General features: G+C 40.9%; 13 protein-coding genes and 1 tRNA gene. 7 read left to right on the top strand and 7 right to left on the bottom strand.

Translation table 11 applies throughout. The features are described 5' to 3' along the window. Nucleotides 1–12: 12 nt before the first annotated feature. Entirely contained in the window at nucleotides 13–1002 is a 990-nt protein-coding gene (locus tag C0V77_RS19970) for an aldo/keto reductase (protein WP_101728158.1), read from the bottom strand. 227 nt (nucleotides 1003–1229) lie between these two features. Continuing rightward, entirely contained in the window at nucleotides 1230–2018 is a 789-nt protein-coding gene (locus C0V77_RS19965) for a DUF1080 domain-containing protein (RefSeq protein ID WP_101728276.1), read from the bottom strand. A gap of 987 nt (nucleotides 2019–3005) precedes the next feature. Between C0V77_RS19965 and C0V77_RS19960 the strand changes: the two genes are divergently transcribed. Continuing rightward, complete coding sequence (locus tag C0V77_RS19960; RefSeq protein ID WP_143706140.1) at nucleotides 3006–3380, top strand: hypothetical protein; 375 nt, start codon at nucleotides 3006–3008, stop codon at nucleotides 3378–3380. 117 nt (nucleotides 3381–3497) lie between these two features. Further along, complete coding sequence (locus C0V77_RS19955) at nucleotides 3498–3887, top strand: hypothetical protein (RefSeq protein WP_101728156.1); 390 nt, start codon at nucleotides 3498–3500, stop codon at nucleotides 3885–3887. Between the two features lie 155 nt (nucleotides 3888–4042). On the opposite strand, the gene C0V77_RS19950 is transcribed toward C0V77_RS19955, so the two are convergent. Next, complete coding sequence (locus tag C0V77_RS19950; protein WP_101728155.1) at nucleotides 4043–5317, bottom strand: DUF349 domain-containing protein; 1275 nt, start codon at nucleotides 5315–5317, stop codon at nucleotides 4043–4045. 198 nt (nucleotides 5318–5515) lie between these two features. Here C0V77_RS19950 and ettA point away from each other — a divergent pair, with 198 nt between their 5' ends. Then, complete coding sequence (gene ettA / locus C0V77_RS19945; RefSeq protein WP_101728154.1) at nucleotides 5516–7180, top strand: energy-dependent translational throttle protein EttA; 1665 nt, start codon at nucleotides 5516–5518, stop codon at nucleotides 7178–7180. Nucleotides 7181–7243: 63 nt separating this feature from the next. Here ettA and der read toward each other — a convergent pair whose 3' ends face one another. The 3 genes from der to era form a co-directional block, all read right to left on the bottom strand. Beyond that, nucleotides 7244–8554: a ribosome biogenesis GTPase Der gene (gene der, locus C0V77_RS19940; protein WP_101728153.1), complete on the bottom strand. Its 1311-nt coding sequence runs from the start codon at nucleotides 8552–8554 to the stop codon at nucleotides 7244–7246. Nucleotides 8555–8754: 200 nt separating this feature from the next. After that, a complete protein-coding gene (locus tag C0V77_RS19935) occupies nucleotides 8755–9654 on the bottom strand; it encodes a DMT family transporter (protein ID WP_101728152.1) in 900 nt (299 codons plus the stop codon). A 30-nt stretch (nucleotides 9655–9684) separates the two neighbouring features. Further along, nucleotides 9685–10587 carry a GTPase Era gene (gene era / locus C0V77_RS19930; protein ID WP_101728151.1) on the bottom strand — a complete coding sequence of 301 codons (903 nt, stop codon included), beginning with the start codon at nucleotides 10585–10587 and terminating at the stop codon, nucleotides 9685–9687. Nucleotides 10588–10672: 85 nt separating this feature from the next. On the opposite strand from era, the gene C0V77_RS19925 reads away from it, so the two are divergent. Beyond that, nucleotides 10673–10745, top strand: a tRNA-Met gene (locus C0V77_RS19925). A 221-nt stretch (nucleotides 10746–10966) separates the two neighbouring features. Here C0V77_RS19925 and C0V77_RS19920 read toward each other — a convergent pair. After that, entirely contained in the window at nucleotides 10967–11791 is an 825-nt protein-coding gene (locus C0V77_RS19920; RefSeq protein ID WP_101728275.1) for an SGNH/GDSL hydrolase family protein, read from the bottom strand. A 205-nt stretch (nucleotides 11792–11996) separates the two neighbouring features. Here C0V77_RS19920 and C0V77_RS19915 point away from each other — a divergent pair, with 205 nt between their 5' ends. From C0V77_RS19915 to C0V77_RS19905, 3 genes are all read left to right on the top strand, one after another. Further along, a complete protein-coding gene (locus C0V77_RS19915; protein ID WP_101728150.1) occupies nucleotides 11997–13730 on the top strand; it encodes a DUF4091 domain-containing protein in 1734 nt (577 codons plus the stop codon). Between the two features lie 27 nt (nucleotides 13731–13757). Beyond that, on the top strand, nucleotides 13758–14873 hold the full coding sequence (locus tag C0V77_RS19910) for an SGNH/GDSL hydrolase family protein (RefSeq protein WP_101728149.1): 1116 nt from the start codon (nucleotides 13758–13760) through the stop codon (nucleotides 14871–14873). Between the two features lie 476 nt (nucleotides 14874–15349). Next, entirely contained in the window at nucleotides 15350–16348 is a 999-nt protein-coding gene (locus C0V77_RS19905) for a hypothetical protein (RefSeq protein WP_101728148.1), read from the top strand. The last annotated feature ends 90 nt before the right edge of the window (nucleotides 16349–16438 follow it).

The following is a 16438-nucleotide window of genomic DNA, read 5'->3' as shown; positions in this document are numbered from 1 at the left end:
CGCATTTAAACCTTAGCCATTTAAGAATTGCATACTGGCAGCCGGATAGCGGTCGCCCACAGCAATGTTCTTTGGGGCTATGCTATTTATTTCAGTTAGTTCTGCTGCAGTTAATTTAATATCGGCAGCAGCCATGTTTTCGGCCAGATATTTGATGCGTCTGGTACCTGGAATCGGGAAGATGTCGTCTCCCTGAGCCATTACCCATGCCAATGCCAACTGAGAGGCCGTGCAGCCCTTTTGTGCAGCCAGTTGTTTTATTTTATCTACCAGAACCAGGTTTTTGTTGAAGTTTTCTCCCTGAAAACGTGGTGAGAATCTTCTGAAATCGTCCGCGGCCAAATCATCAAAACTTTTAATTTCTCCTGTCAGAAAACCCCTTCCCAGCGGGCTGTAAGGCACAAAACCAATGCCTAGTTCACGGCAGGTAGGTATAATCTCATCTTCAGGTTCTCTTGACCACAACGAATACTCAGTTTGCAAAGCAGACACCGGATGCACCTTAAATGCCCTGCGCAGCGTGGCAGGAGCTGCCTCTGATAAACCAATGTATCTTACCTTGCCTTCTTTCACTAGGTCGGCCATTGCGCCTACCGTTTCTTCAATGGGTACGTTCGGGTCTACCCTGTGCAGGTAATACAGGTCTATGGTGTCAATACCCAGCCTTTCCAGACTGTGGTCACAGGCTTTTTTACAATATTCGGGCGTGCCGTTAAAACCCCTTACGGTAGGGTCTGTCGCACTTCTTACAATACCAAATTTGGTGGCAAGCACCACTTCGTGGCGTCGTTCTTTTAAAACCTTGCCAAGCAGTACTTCATTTTTAAAAGGGCCGTAAATATCTGAAGTATCAAGTAAATTTATACCTGCATCAATAGCGTGGTTAATGGTGCGCAAAGATTCCGTGTCATCACTATTACCATAAAATTCTGACATGCCCATGCAGCCAAGACCCATCTGCGAGGCTACCAGCCCCTGATTCCCGAGTTTACTTTGTTTCATTGTCATCTATTTGAAGTGTAAGAAAATAGTGCGTTGCAGGCAGAAAACAGGCCACAATTATAAACACCTGCCTGTATATCAACAACAGGCGCAGCGGTTTGGTTTTTGCTTAATAGCACATTCAAACAATTTAATATTTCTAGTGGCATTAGTAAGGTATCAAACATAAATGCCGCTCTTTTGGGGAGGCGGCATTTGTGTTTAACTTTATATGTAAGCTATTAAGATTACAGCTTTCTTATCCAGATGTTTCTGAACTGCGTTTTGTTACCGTGATCTTGCAGGTGAATTACGTCATCACCATGTGCCTCAGGATACAAGTGCAGGCCGATGTAGTTGGTCAGACCCAGAATAGTTGTGTTGTTCTGAATAAGCACACCGTTATGCAATACTGTAATGCGGGCAGGGTAATCCAGGCGGCCATCTGGTTTAAAACGAGGTGCGGTATAGATTACATCATAGGTGTTCCACTCTAATGGTCCACGCATGGCGTTTACTAATGGAGCGGCGTCTTTATATATACTACCCGCCTGACCGTTACGATAAGTGCGGTTCTGGTAAGAGTCTAATACCTGTAGCTCATAACGGTCCTGGAAGAAAACCCCGCTGTTACCACGGCCCTGGCCTGCGCTTGCTACTTCATCCGGGGCGCTCCATTCAATATGCAGTTGGCAGTCGCCGAATTTCAATTTGGTTTTAATGTCGCCCGATCTTGGAACTACCTCCAATATGCCGTTTACGATTTTCCATTTTGCAGGGCTGCCGTCTTTAGCGCTCACCCATTGCGACAAGTCTTTGCCGTCAAAAAGCACAATGGCATCAGACGGGGCATCGGCATTGGTTTTACCTGGTGTAACCACTACTACCTCAGGATTCCAGATTTCTGTCATTTCAGGTTTCATGGGCATAGGCGAAACCTCCGGAGGGTTAGACGGGTATCCGTTCTGGGCGTAGGTGTTACAACTGGCTAAAAGTGCAATGGCAAAAGAACCAGCTAGAATCTGTATTTTTTTCATCTTGAATATATAAGGTTGAATGTTACTGTATCTGCCTTTAGCAGGCATAGATTTCTTTGCAAGCTACAAGTTTTTTAAAAAGAATGCTTCAAAAAAATTATAAAATTTATTCTTTTTTTCTCTTTTAAATAGCCTCTGCACGCGCTTTTGGTCAATAATTATGTATGAAAAATCCCCGCGAATAAAGTGTGGGGTGTACGAAAATGGAATATAAACGTACGATAACGGACAAATTTTGGTAGCTGTTGTTTTTTTTTGGCACACAAAAATGTATTTAAGTTGTTGATTATAAGTGTTTTATGTGGTTTTTAGTAAATTTTAAATTTTTTTGGCACGAGTTTGTCATATATATATAACGAAGGGATGAAGGAAGAGGCTCGAAAACGATTTTGCCGGAATATTATTTTGTTTGTAACCTTTTTTTTAAAGTAAAGTATATACAGATAGAATAAAATTTTGCAAAACTAGTGAATCAAGCCAATGACACATCAATCTTTAACCGTTCATGAATTAGCTTTGACCGCTCATAAATTTGGAGTTAACTAATTGAAAAAGACACTCTAGATTTGAATCGTCAAAGCAGCAATAAAAACAAAAGAGCAGTAAAAGTAAAAATTAGAGATTTTAACAATATTTAACTTTTTGCAGAATAAAATTTTGTTTTTGTTGCGAATGAGTAAAATAATTAAAAATTGACAAAATAAAATTCTGATTTCAATGACAATTAAGACTATCAAATCTACTAACCGTTTATCCTTTTAAAATAACCATTCAAGTAGTTTGTATAGCATAGTACCAAGTAAAACACATAACTTTGAATCAACAAAGAAAAACAAGTACCGGTTGAGGCAAAAAAACAGAGGCATAATAAAATGAAGATTGAGAACAAAAAATCAGGTATTCATCACAAAAGCCAAACTGACAACTAAAGCTCGACTAATTTTAAATCATCAAAAATTATTAAATAAAATCTTAAAAAATAAAATTATGAAAACGTTAAAATCAACCATCGCCATCGCTTTATTAGCAACATCAATCGCATTCAACGCCAATGCTGATGATAAAAAAATTGAATATAAAAGTAGTAACCTTAACGTAGGGATGTACGAAGCCGGTTATACTAATTCAATGAAACTGAACATGAATCTTACTAAAGATAAAGGGGTTTCGGCCACTATCAAATTAATGGATGCTGACGGAAGCCTGTTACACGAAGAAGTACTCGGTAAAAAAGTTACCGCATACAAATTGTGTTTCGATATGAGTAACATGAAACCTGGTAAATATTATGTTGAGTTGAAAAACGGCGACCGCATCATTACCAAAGAAATATTAAAAGGTACCGGTTCTTTAAGCTACTAAGCATTTAACCGCTCATCAGGTTATTTTGCCGATTAACTTAAATGCTGATACAAAAGTTTTTTAAGTGCATCTATTAAATTGAAAAAGCTAACATTTAAATTTTAAAAAATTACAATTATGAAAAAGTCTGTAAAAAATTTCGCTTTAGCTCTTGTAGCTGGTTTGTTCACTATCTCATCAGTATTTGCTACTGAATTGCCTGAAGGCAAAACTTTTGATGTGGGTATGTATCGTGTGTTGAACACCATGAAAATCAATGTTATGATTGCCAAAGAGCAAGGTAACTGGGTGGAGATTCGTGTAAAAAATGCTAAAAATGAAACCATCTATGTTGAGGTGGTAAACAGAAAAGCAACTCAGTTTGCCAAGAAATTTAATTTGGAAGGCCTGGAAGACGGTGCTTATCGTTTTGAAATTACAAATGGTAAAGATACCGTGGTGAAAGAAGTAAGCGTGCAAACGAACTCTCCGAAACCAACTGATTACAGAACTGTAGAAGTAAAATAATAGATCATTAGTATTTAGTTTAGGGTAATCAGACAGCGTTGTGGTCATTTTCCGCAACGCTGTTTTTTATTTACGTTTAGGTATAGGTGTTTCTTAAAAATAAAAGCCCTGCTTGTACGTAAGCAGGGCTATCTGTTATGTTACAGTTTTATACCTTATTGCACATTCTGAGCGGCACGTCTCAATTCTTCAAGAATCACTTCTTTCATCAACAACTTGCGTCGCTGTGTCTGAATGTTCGATGTCATGATTTTGTCCATGTCAGGGTTACGTGCCACACCGTCATAGCTTTCAATGAGCTGTTTCAACTCACCTCTGGCACGGGTAACAATCGTTTCCATTTCACGATACTTGGTCAGTACCTGTTGTCTTTCGCTCAGATAATTATAGTTCGGCAATTTTCTGGTGATTACCTTCATCAGGTAGCTCAATTCAAAAATCTTGTCGCAGGCAGCTCTGAAGCGCTCTGCTACGTTCCGAACAGCCAGATGAGAAGGAACCTTGATGTTTTTCCAGTCGTTCAACAATACTTTCGCTCTTTCTGTTGATGCAAAAATATCCTTCGCTTCTGCCAGTCTTTCGGCTTCCTCCATCATTTTTTGTTGTGCCTCTACGCGAGGGTCAACACGGGTTTTAATCTGAATGCCCTTAGCCGCGCAGTATTTTTCATAATACGTGGTGGTAAGTTTCTTGAATCGGCGGAATTCAAACTTCAAACGTTTCGGAGGCACATCCCCCACGTTTTTCCATTCGTTCTGCAATCTTTTCAATTCGGCAAAAGATAACTCCCAATTACCCATGCGGAACAACTGCTCGGCGCCTTTAACCAGCTCGTTATATTTTTCCATCCGCTCGGCAATGATTCTGTTCTGCTCTTCGTAGAAAGCTTTTCTACGCTGATAGAACTCATCCAGTACTTCGCGGAACTCGGTTTCAATATCATCCTGATAAGGTTTGTCAACCGGGCCCGTTCTGATCCAGCGGGTTTTAATGTCCTGCAGCTTTTCAGCTACAATACCCCAGTCAACATCTTCTTTGGCTTCTTTAGCTTCAGCTATCAACGCTTGCTTAATAGTAAGGTTGTTTGCCTGGTTGCCAACAATAAGCCCACGAAGATAATCCTCTTGCTCATCTAACTTGTTGAGCAATGGAATGAAATCGCCGATACCGTCGAAGTTCAGCAGTCGCTTGCGAAGTTGCGTGAGTTTCGTTAAGAAGGAGCCCTTATTCTGGGCTTCAGCGATTTCTGTTTCAAGTTGATTAACCTTATTTACCGCAATCTGGTAACGGTTAATGAAATACTGGAAAGCTTCTTCTTCTGTGCGTTTTACTTCGCCAATTTGTCGGTCGGGCATATCTAAATAGCCCTTTAAGAATACCTTACCGTCTTTGATGTAAGCGTATTCGTTTTCTAATGTTGCGCCGTCCATAATTAAAATCACATGGCTTGTGAGTCAAGGGTTGTGGTTTGAAAAGGTAAAATTCGCAGTTTTTTTGTATAATGCAAACTTGAATGACGATATTTGAAACAAAATTTTATTATTTGGAGAAAAAAAACAGATTTTCCCTTTATTATTCAAATAATTTAACTTAAAACAACTAATCTTTCTTAGAAACCACATTTAAAGATGAGTGAGCAAATAATTTTTTCTATGGAGCGGGTGAGTAAAATCATACCTCCCAATCGCCAGATTCTCAAAAATATCTATCTGTCTTTTTTTTATGGAGCCAAAATCGGCGTACTTGGGCTCAACGGCTCGGGTAAATCTACCTTGCTAAAAGTAATTGCCGGCTTAGATAAGAACATCAATGGCGATGTGGTTTTTTCGCCCGGCTATACAGTAGGTCTTTTAGAACAAGAACCACAACTGGACGCGAACAAAACCGTGAGAGAAGTAGTGGAAGAGGGCGTACAGGAAATTGTGGATTTGCTGAAAGAGTTTGATGATATTAACAATGCCTTTGGTGAACCCGATGCCGACTTTGATAAACTTCTTGAAAGACAAGGAGTGGTGCAGGAGAAGCTGGACCAACTGGATGCCTGGGAACTGGACACCCGCCTGGAGCGCGCAATGGATGCCCTGCGTTGCCCGCCGGAAGATGCCAGGATTGAGACCTTGTCTGGTGGGGAGAAGCGCCGTGTGGCACTTTGCCGCCTTCTGCTGAAACAACCGGATGTGTTGCTACTCGATGAGCCTACCAACCACCTGGATGCCGAGTCGGTATTATGGTTGGAAGAACACCTGCGCCAGTACAAAGGAACGGTAATTGCCGTTACCCACGACAGGTATTTTCTTGATAATGTGGCCGGATGGATTCTTGAACTGGACAGAGGAGAGGGTATTCCGTGGAAAGGCAACTACTCTTCATGGTTGGAACAAAAGCAGAACCGTCTGGAAAAAGAAGAGAAGTCGGAATCTAAACGCCAGAAAACCCTGCAACGTGAGTTGGAATGGGTGCGCATGGCGCCCAAGGCTCGTCAGGCTAAATCAAAAGCCCGTCTGGCTGCCTACGACCGCATGGTGAATGAAGATAGTAAAGAAAGAGAAGATAAACTGGAGCTGTTTATACCACCGGGGCCGCGTCTGGGCAACAAGGTAATTGAAGCCAAAGGTGTGAAAATGGGCTTTGGCGACAGGCTGTTGTATGAAGACCTGAATTTTAGCCTGCCGCAAAACGGTATCGTAGGTATTATCGGGCCTAATGGTGCTGGTAAAACCACTTTGTTTAAACTCATAACCGGGCAACTGCAGCCACTTGAGGGCAGCTTTGAGGTAGGTGATACCGTGAAACTATCTTATGTAGACCAGGAACATAACCAGTTGGATGGCAGCAAGTCTGTTTATGAAATGATATCAGGTGGTAACGACTGGGTGATGCTGGGTAACAAACAGGTAAATGCCCGTGGCTATGTGAGCCGTTTTAACTTTCAGGGTGCAGACCAGGAAAAGAAAATAGGCAATCTATCTGGCGGTGAAAGAAACCGCGTGCATTTAGCCATGATGCTGAAAGAAGGCGGTAACTTACTACTATTAGATGAACCTACCAACGATTTGGACGTAAATACGCTACGTGCATTGGAAGAAGGTCTTGAAAACTTTGCAGGTTGTGCGGTGGTTATCTCCCATGACCGTTGGTTCCTCGATAGAATTGCGACGCATATTCTGGCTTTTGAAGGAGACTCGCAGGTGTATTGGTTTGAAGGTAACTTCTCTGAGTACGAAGAAAACAGAAAGAAACGCCTGGGTACCGATGTAACACCTAAGCGTATTAAATATAAAAAATTGCAATAGAGTTAGTTTAAAAGCGAAGAAGCCCTGTCAACAAACGGGGCTTCTTCGCTTTTAAAGCTGTTTTTATTTATTTCTGAAAAACACAGTGATAGGTACACCATCAAACCCAAAATGCTCACGTATCTTGTTTTGTAAGAATCGCTCATAGGCTTCTTTAACATACTGCGGTAAGTTACAGAAGAAAACAAACGTAGGCGACGGCGTTGGCAGCTGAATACAATACTTAATCTTGATTTGCTTCCCTTTCAACATCGGCGGTGGCGTGTTCTCTATAATTGGCAGCATTACCTCATTCAATTTTGAAGTGGTAATTTTTTTGGTTTTGTTTTCAAAAACCTCCATGGCCTTTTCAATTACCTGAAAAATACGTTGTTTTTCTATAACCGAGGCAAATATCACGGGCATGTAATTCATGGGCGCAATGCGTTCAAGCATCTCTTTTTTCATGGTATCAGCAGTTTTTGAGTCTTTTTCTACCAGATCCCATTTATTAATCATCAGCACAATACCCTTTTTAGAATTATGTGCGTTGGCGATAATGCTGATATCCTGCGCCTCAATTCCTTTGCTGGCATCGAGCAGAATAATACATACGTCAGAGTCCTCAAGGGCTTTAATAGAACGCAAAACCGAATAAAACTCAATGTTTTCGTGTACTTTCGCTTTTTTACGGATACCGGCTGTATCGGTCAGAATAAAATCTTTGCCATAAAGTTTGTAGTGGGTATCAATGGCATCTCGGGTAGTGCCGGCAATATCGGTTACAATGCTGCGGTCTTTACCGGTTAGGGCATTCAGAAAAGATGACTTACCCACGTTTGGCCGACCCAGAATTGCAATTCTAGGTATACCCTCATTCGGGTTTTCGATACCATCGTCTTCAAATTCTTTTACCACGGCATCCAGCAAATCACCAGTTCCGCCTCCGTCTGCTGCCGAAATAGCAAAGATTTCGTTACTTAAGCCCATCTCATAAAACTCTGATGCCGTTTGCTGGCGCTCAAAAGTTTCGGCTTTGTTGGCCACCACAAAAACAGGTTTCTTTGAGCGACGCAGAACGTTGGCAAAATCTTTATCCAAATCGGTTAATCCGGTCATGGTGTCTACCACAAACAAAATAACACTCGATTCCTCAATAGCAATTTCTACCTGATCACGGATGGCTTCTTCAAAAGTATCTTCCGAACCCACCACGTATCCGCCGGTATCAATTACTGTGAAATATTTCTCTGTCCATACGGCATGTCCATAGTGGCGGTCGCGGGTAACACCCGGCATATTATCGGTGATAGCCACACGGCTCTCAATTAAACGATTAAAAAGTGTAGATTTACCGACGTTCGGCCGGCCTACAATTGCAACAATATTTGCCATAAACCCCTAACCCTTAAGCGGGTATAAATTATAAATGAAGACCTCTGAACTAAAAAAAAACAAAATTTCAAACACCTTCAAAGAGAGAGGTCTGTGAGTCTCTTTGGGTATTTGCCATAATTGGGGGAACAAAGATAGGGAAAACAGAGGGAATTCTGTTGATTATCAACACAGTACTATGGCTTTGGGTTCACGTATACCTAAAAAATTCCCCGAATATCCTGCCAGGAAATCAAAGCAATGGCCACAATGGCAAGCATAAGCCCTGCTTTGTTGAGATCCGTCAGCTTTTCTTTAAAAAACAACCAGGCAACCGTGGCCGAAACCAGTATTACGCCAATGTTGTAAATAGGGTAAACAAATGCACCACTGTTACCATAGGCCGAGAGTGTAAGTATCAGGAAATAGAACGATAAAAAATTGGGTACTCCCAATGTAATACTGGCAAGCAGGTTTTTACCGGCTAGTTTTTCTTTGCCTCTGACAACCTGAATCAGTAACGATACCGCCCCGGCTATTACTGCCCCCAGCACCATTACAAGCGTAACGGGTACAGTGCGGTCGGTAGAGGTGATGTATTGCATGTTCAGGTAATTGATAGCCGTATTGGTAACGCCATATAGCAAAAACACAGCAATGGGCAGCAGGAAATCCAGCCCTTTGCCTGAAATCTTTTCCTTGTTGGGTTTATAGGTACTTAACCCTACGGCCACAACAGCCAGAGCCAGGCCCAGATAATTGAGCCAGTCGAAGGCGCGACCAGTATTTTTTAACACAAAAAGGCTGAAAAGAACCGGAATAACCAACGAAATATTATTGGCCAGTGAGGTTACCGTAATACCCATTTTTTGGGTAGAAACACCAGACAGAATAAAAGTGATAATAAACCCCACACCCAGCAGCAGGGCGTATAGCGGCCAGTCCTCAGTAAAATTCAGTTCGAAGTGCTGCCCTTCGGGCATCAAAGCCAGTCCTGTTAAAAAACAGACCGGATAATTGAAAGCAATAGCCTGAAAAGTGCTGATTTGGTATTTCGGGTAAATCCGGAAATTAATCAGCAACAAGACCGAAAAAACAATACTTAAGATAAGGTATAACATTGGTAGCCGGGTTTAAAACTTCTGCCTGAATTATTCGTAACCAAATTTTTCTAATTTATTGCGCTTGTTTCTCCAGTCTGGTTCAACTTTTATGTACTGTTCCAGAAAAATCTTTTTGCCAAAGAATTTTTCCATTTCCTGTCTGGCCTCTACTCCGACTTTTTTTATTCGCTCGCCCTTGTGGCCAAGCAGAATGGCTCGTTGCGTGGTACGTTCAACATAAATCTCGGCACTTACCACAATCATATCTTCTTTTTCCTTGAAGCTCGTTATGACAACCTCGCAGCTGTAAGGTATCTCTTTCGTATAATTAGTGAAGATTTTCTCACGAATTATTTCTGCCGCAAAGAATCGCTCCGGTTTGTCTGTCAACTCATCTTTCGGGAAATAAGGCGGGTGATTAGGCAGAAAATCAATAATTTTATCCAGCAGTCCTTCTACATTCTGTTGTTCCAGCGCCGAAATGGCAATTACATCAGTGGCTTTGAAGTTTTCTTTCCAATAGGCAATTTTTTCTTCTATCTGCTCTGGTTTTGCCAAATCTATTTTATTGATAATTAGCAGAATAGGCGATTCTATGCGCTGAAGTTTCTCCAGCACATCGTTCTCATCGTGTTTCTCAAAAATATCGGTTACAAACAAAATCACGTCGGCATCATCTAAAGAGCCATGCACAAAGTGCATCATTGATTTATGAAGCTCGTACACGGGTTTGATGATACCGGGGGTGTCAGAATACACTAGCTGAAAATCGGTGCCATGATGCACACCGTTTACTATACCCATAATGCGGTGGCGGGTAGTTTGCGCCTTAGAGGTAATAATTGAGAGGCGTTCGCCCACCAGAATATTCATCAGGGTAGATTTACCCACATTGGGCTTACCGACAATACTGATAAACCCGGCCTTATGATTCGGAGAAATGATGTCCACAAGAAAAAATATTTGTTTTTTTGCAAAGATAGTTTTTTTATTTCGAATAAAGCTGTACCTTTGCAGTCCGATTTAGGAACAACATCGCGGGATGGAGCAGTTGGTAGCTCGTTGGGCTCATAACCCAAAGGTCACAGGTTCGAGTCCTGTTCCCGCTACTCTGATTATCAGGCAGTTACACGTAAAAATGTAGCTGCCTTTTTTCTTTGGTAACACATAGGTACAACATTTTGCGGCTCAAGTCTAAAAGTTGTGGGCCGATAAAACAATTAGGACCCTTGCGTTTTAAGAGTCAAGATGGGGCCAACCCCAAAATATCAGTTAATAAAAGCTGAAAAATATTCAATTAAAAAGGCGAACTGAAAGTTCGCCCCACAATCTAATATCTCTTCATAATCTTTATCAACGGCCTGGCTATTAACTCATAGCCTTTGTCAGAAGGATGCAAGCCATCATAAGTCATATCTATTGATGTTACCGGATACGGGTATTCATCAGTTTCAGGGTTGAAGGGAACATTGATGAAATCGGGGAAACGATAGTTGGTGTAGGCGCCTGTCTGCGGATTTTTAAGGCGTTTAAATTTTACCAGATTTTCCATTTCCAAGCCTTTGGTATGATACAAATCAACTACCGGGAATTTCTCATATTTGCCTATTGAATCAATAGCCATGGCAAATGACTCAAGCGTTTGTCCGTTCTTAGGCTTGTAAGAGCCGAAAGCATTGTTCTTGAAATTGAAAAGATACACAAAATCTACCCGCTGCATGGGCGTTATCAGAATAATCGGTGCGGCAGGATTGAGGCTGCGTAACTTATCGACAATGATTCTGAACGAGCCGTAAACAGTATTATTGCCGGTATTATTTTTATAATCAGTCAGTTGGCCCAGTGGCCTGCCTTGCCACCAGTCATTAGTACCCAGAAAAATAGAATAAACATCGGCTTTAGTTAGGTTAAGCTTTTCAATAGCATTGGCAATTCCGCCTGATGTCCAGCCATTATGGCCCTGATTAACATACTTAATATGTGGCAACTTCTCAACCACCATCGTCATATAGCCTTTTGTAATGCGGTTATCGGTTTCTTTCTGATGGTCGTTCAGATAGGTAATAGAGTCGCCGATAGCCACCCACGAAAGTTCTTTGAAGCTGAACGAACTGAAAAACGCCAGCAGGACGATAGCAAAGGTTAGTTTTTTCATGAGGTTGAATGTTTTAGGTGAAGTAAAGTTAATCATTTTGAAAATGTTTTCTGTTTTTCTGTCGTCATTTTGCATTTAGAAATCATACGCTTGCTAAGCACTGTCGAATCTTCTTCAAAAGCGTTAAAAACTCTTCATTATTTTTGTTTAATTTGAAATAGAATTAAATCCTCTATTCAACCAGATAAACCAGAAATACCTACGCATGAAAAACCTGTTTCTGTGGGCATGTTGTTTGTTCACAAACTTTTCTTTCGCACAAGATGTAAGCCTCGCTCTTCAAAAAAAGCCAGATGTTACTCCGGCCCAACTTTCATTACAATGGGCAAAAGTAAATAAAAGTGTCAACGTAAGTTTTGCCTCAGCTAGCAAGCGTTTTGCACAGGAATTACCTCCGGCAATCCAACAAAATTCTACATGGACAGCCAGCGCATGGAAAGGAGAGAAAGTACATACGCAGCTTTTGCTATGGGCAAAAACAGAGGTTAATAATGTAACAGTTAGTGTAAGCGACTTAAAAAGCACCGGCGGAAGCCTGATAAAAAAGAGTGCTATTTCAACCGGATTTGTGCAATATGTAATGACTGACGAGTTCAGAGACGGTTGCGGATACAGGAAACCTAAGGACTTTGATTCATCTAAAGTGGCAGATATTATCAATGTCGACTTGAAAAGTATTCAGGTGAAGAAAAATACTACGCAACCTGTATGGCTCAGTATCAAAGTTCCGGCCGATTGCCAGCCGGGTATATATTCAGGGACAGTTACGGTATCGGCAGATAAGAAATATACGTTTACTATTAATCTGAATGTAGTAGATAAAAAGCTGCCACACCCATCTGAATGGAGCTACCGACTTGATTTCTGGCAACATCCTTTTGCCATTGCCCGCGTACATCAATTGCAACCGTGGGGCGAGGCGCACTTTGCCATGATGCGAAAGTATTATAACATGCTGGCTGATGCCGGACAAAAAATCATTACTACCAGTATTGTGAATGAGCCATGGGGGCACCAGACTTATGATGATTTCCCGAGCCTGATTAAATGGACTAAAAAGAAAAACGGCGAATGGGTCTATGATTACTCACTGTTTGATAAGTACGTGGCCTTTGTCATGAGTTGTGGCATTAAGAAGCAGATTAACTGCTACAGCATGGTGCCATGGAAAATTGCTTTTACCTATTATGACGAGGCTAAAGGTAAAGAAACCGTTTTTACTCAGGCCATTGGTACCCCTGCCTATAATGAGTTCTGGAAAACAATGCTGACAGATTTTACAGCACACCTGAAACAAAAAGGCTGGTTTGAGATAACCACCATTGCGATGGACGAGCGCCCGATGCCAGCCATGCAGTCGGTCATTAAATTGCTGAAAAGCATTGATACAGGCTGGAAGGTATCTTTGGCAGGAGATTATCACCCTGAAATTGAAAAAGATATTTTTGATTACTGTGTGGCATCCAGATGGAAGTACCCGGATGATGTTCTGCAAAGCAGAAAACAACAAAACAAAATAAGCACATGGTACACCTGCTGTGCAGAGAAATACCCGAACGCTTTTACTTTCTCACCACCCGACGAAATGGTCTGGATGGGGTGGTACACCGCTGCCACGGGCATGGATGGCTATTTGCGGTGGGCGTTTAACAGTTGGCCCAAAGCGCCTTTGACCGACAGCCGTTTTACGGCCTGGCCTGCCGGAGATACCTTTCAGGTGTATCCGGGGGCGTTATCATCCATCCGTTTCGAGAAAATTATTGAGGGTATTCAGGACTTTGAGAAGATTCAATTACTAAAAAAAGAATACCAAAGCAAACAGCAAACAGCCAAGCTTAATAAGCTGGAAGCCGCACTAAAGACATTTGAAATTAAGCATTTAGAGACTCTAAGTGCCGAGGAGACGGTTGCTCAGGCAAAGCATTTATTAAATGAGTAGTTTAAATATTTCAACTCTGATACTTCTATGAAACATATTCTCAGCCTTTGCTTTTCGTTGTTGGTGATTAGTTTTTCGTCATCAGCACAACCCATCAAATGGTGGAATCCTGCGCAGGCTACTTACCCTGTTATTGAAGGTAGGGCATGGCATACCAACCTGGCTCGGCCTTACGACAGGCTGCCTGCCAAAGCAGAAAAAACCGTGAGAGAGGCGGTATGGACGCTAGGGCAGCATACTGCCGGTGAATACATCAAATTCACTACCAATGCAACTGAAATAACGGTTCGGTATCAGGTAACAAAGAGCAAAAGCATGGACCACATGCCTGCCACCGGCGTTAGCGGCGTTGATTTGTATGGACTGGATGCTAACAATAACTGGCAGTGGATACGGGGAGCCTACAGCTTTGGTGATACCGTTCAGTATAAGTTTACCAATGTTATAAGCACTGTACCTTTCAAGGAGTTTCGCCTGTATTTGCCCCTATATAATATTCCGAAATGGATGCAGGTAGGTGTGCCGGATGGAAAATCATTTACAGCGATTGAGGTGAGTAAAGCACAGCCACTGGTATTATACGGAACCTCTATTATGCAGGGCGCCTGCGCCAGCAGGCCCGGTTTGGCATGGACAAATATACTGGGGCGTAAACTCAATGTGCCGATTATTAACCTGGGGTTCTCAGGCAATGGCCGGTTAGAGCCACCTGTTATCGACTTAATGAATGAGACCAATGCCAGGCTATTTGTGCTTGATTGCCAGCCGAATCTGGTAGATAAAAAAGTATATTCAGGAGGAGAGATAGAAAACCGGATACGCACTTCAGTAAAAAGCCTGCAGGCCAAACATCCGGATGTGCCGATTCTTTTGGTAGAACACAGCTGTGGAGTTCCGGAAGTGGGCGTAGATACCACCTTTTTTAACCGCTACAAATGGAGCAGTGAAGTAATGAACAAAACCTTTGCTGCCATGAAGAAAGAAGGCATAAAGAATATTCACCTGCTCACAGCCAAAGAAATAGGCTTCGATGCTGCCTCAACCGTAGACGGCACCCACCCGACCGATATAGGCATGATGAAATATGCAGATGCTTATGAGAAGGTGATAAAGGGGATTTTGGGGAGGAGGAAAAAACAATAGCCTCTATTTGACCTGATTTTTATCAGTTAATTTCCTGAAAAGCGCTTCGTTAAGTTTGTAATTAAAAATGCGTTTATCTACTGAGGTTGGTATTTTTTCAATAGGGGTCTCAATGCCATAAATTAACTCTAATTTTGGAATTAATGCCTTAATGAAATCATGCCTTACTTTTCTTTGGGTTTCAAATTTAAGGTTTCAATAGTTAGTGTCCACTTTCCAAAAATTGATAAATTTTTGATTAATTAACTATGGGAATTTTGTTAAAAAATGGCAACGCCAAATCACTTTTATAAAGGCTTATTTATTCAGAGTTAATCCAAATTTAAAATACAATTAAATGAATTAAAACAAAAACTATTAGATTTGTAATTTTATTTATTCATGTAACTCCTGATTGGAAAAGTCTTGTTATTCTTATTTTCGAAATTTATCCAAAACAATCAAAATCGTTGTCTGACTATAAAAATGCTTCGTAAATGAAAAAAATCATAAGTGTCTTATTACTACTTAACTTTGTGTTTGCCTGCAAACCAAAATCAGAAGAGATTGTGCCAGTTGATGAAACTGAATGCAGGCTACTATCATACAAGGAAACTAATTATTATGGTACAGTTACGGCCAATGATGTGTACAGTTATAATTCTGCCAAAAGACTGATTGAACTTAAGAGCCAGGAAATGTTAGAAAAGTATGAATATAATTCAAAAGGGCTACGAATCAAAAAAACCGTGTCCAGATTGTCAAATATGAACAAAGAGGCTGAGGAGGAGTACTTGTATAATGGTAATGACCAGTTGATTAAAGAGATAAGAAGATGGCTGGATCCTACATCTGGTAAATCAACCGAGGACTATCTATTATATGAATATCATAATAATGGTAAATTACGTAAAAAGGAGTATTATTTGCATATAGTAGGAGGATTATATACAAGAGTTCAATATAATGAACAAGGACTTAGTATACTGGAGGAAGGTCCAAATGGGCTTGTCGTTAAGAATGAATACAATGCCGTTGGTAAAGTCACCAGAACAATTCAGAATTTGCCTGCACCCAATAATATGACAACGGAACATACGGTTGAGTATAATGCAAAAAATTTGCCTATCAAAATTACTATAAAGATTAACAACACCATAAACGGGTATCTTAATTACGAGTATAATGACAAAGGCCAGGAAACCGGTCAGTTTTATACTTTAATTGATGGAGCGTTGAACAGCAAGAAAATTACCGAGTACAACGGTGAAAACTATATTGTTAAAAATTATAATGGTAAAAATGTACTACTAGATCGAACTGAGTATGAAGTCCAGAATAATAGGATTATGAAAAAGACCTATTACAAAAATGATATATTTTGGGAATCCCATACGTTTGCTTTTGATGCATCTGGCAATATGATTAAAGATGAATGGAAAGTCAATTATCAAACTAATCCTATAATCAAGGAATGGGCTTATGCCTGTAATTAGGCCATCCTTGATAATTGCATCAAAAAGATGAGATGCTTAGGAAATCCAGTCTGTAAAAGATTGGATTTTCTATTTTCAGGTATCGTAGTC

The sequence above is a fragment of the Emticicia sp. TH156 genome, from assembly GCF_002855535.1.
GTDB classification, from domain to species: Bacteria; Bacteroidota; Bacteroidia; order Cytophagales; family Spirosomataceae; genus Emticicia; species Emticicia fluvialis.
This window is presented reverse-complemented; position numbering and strand designations above follow the sequence as displayed.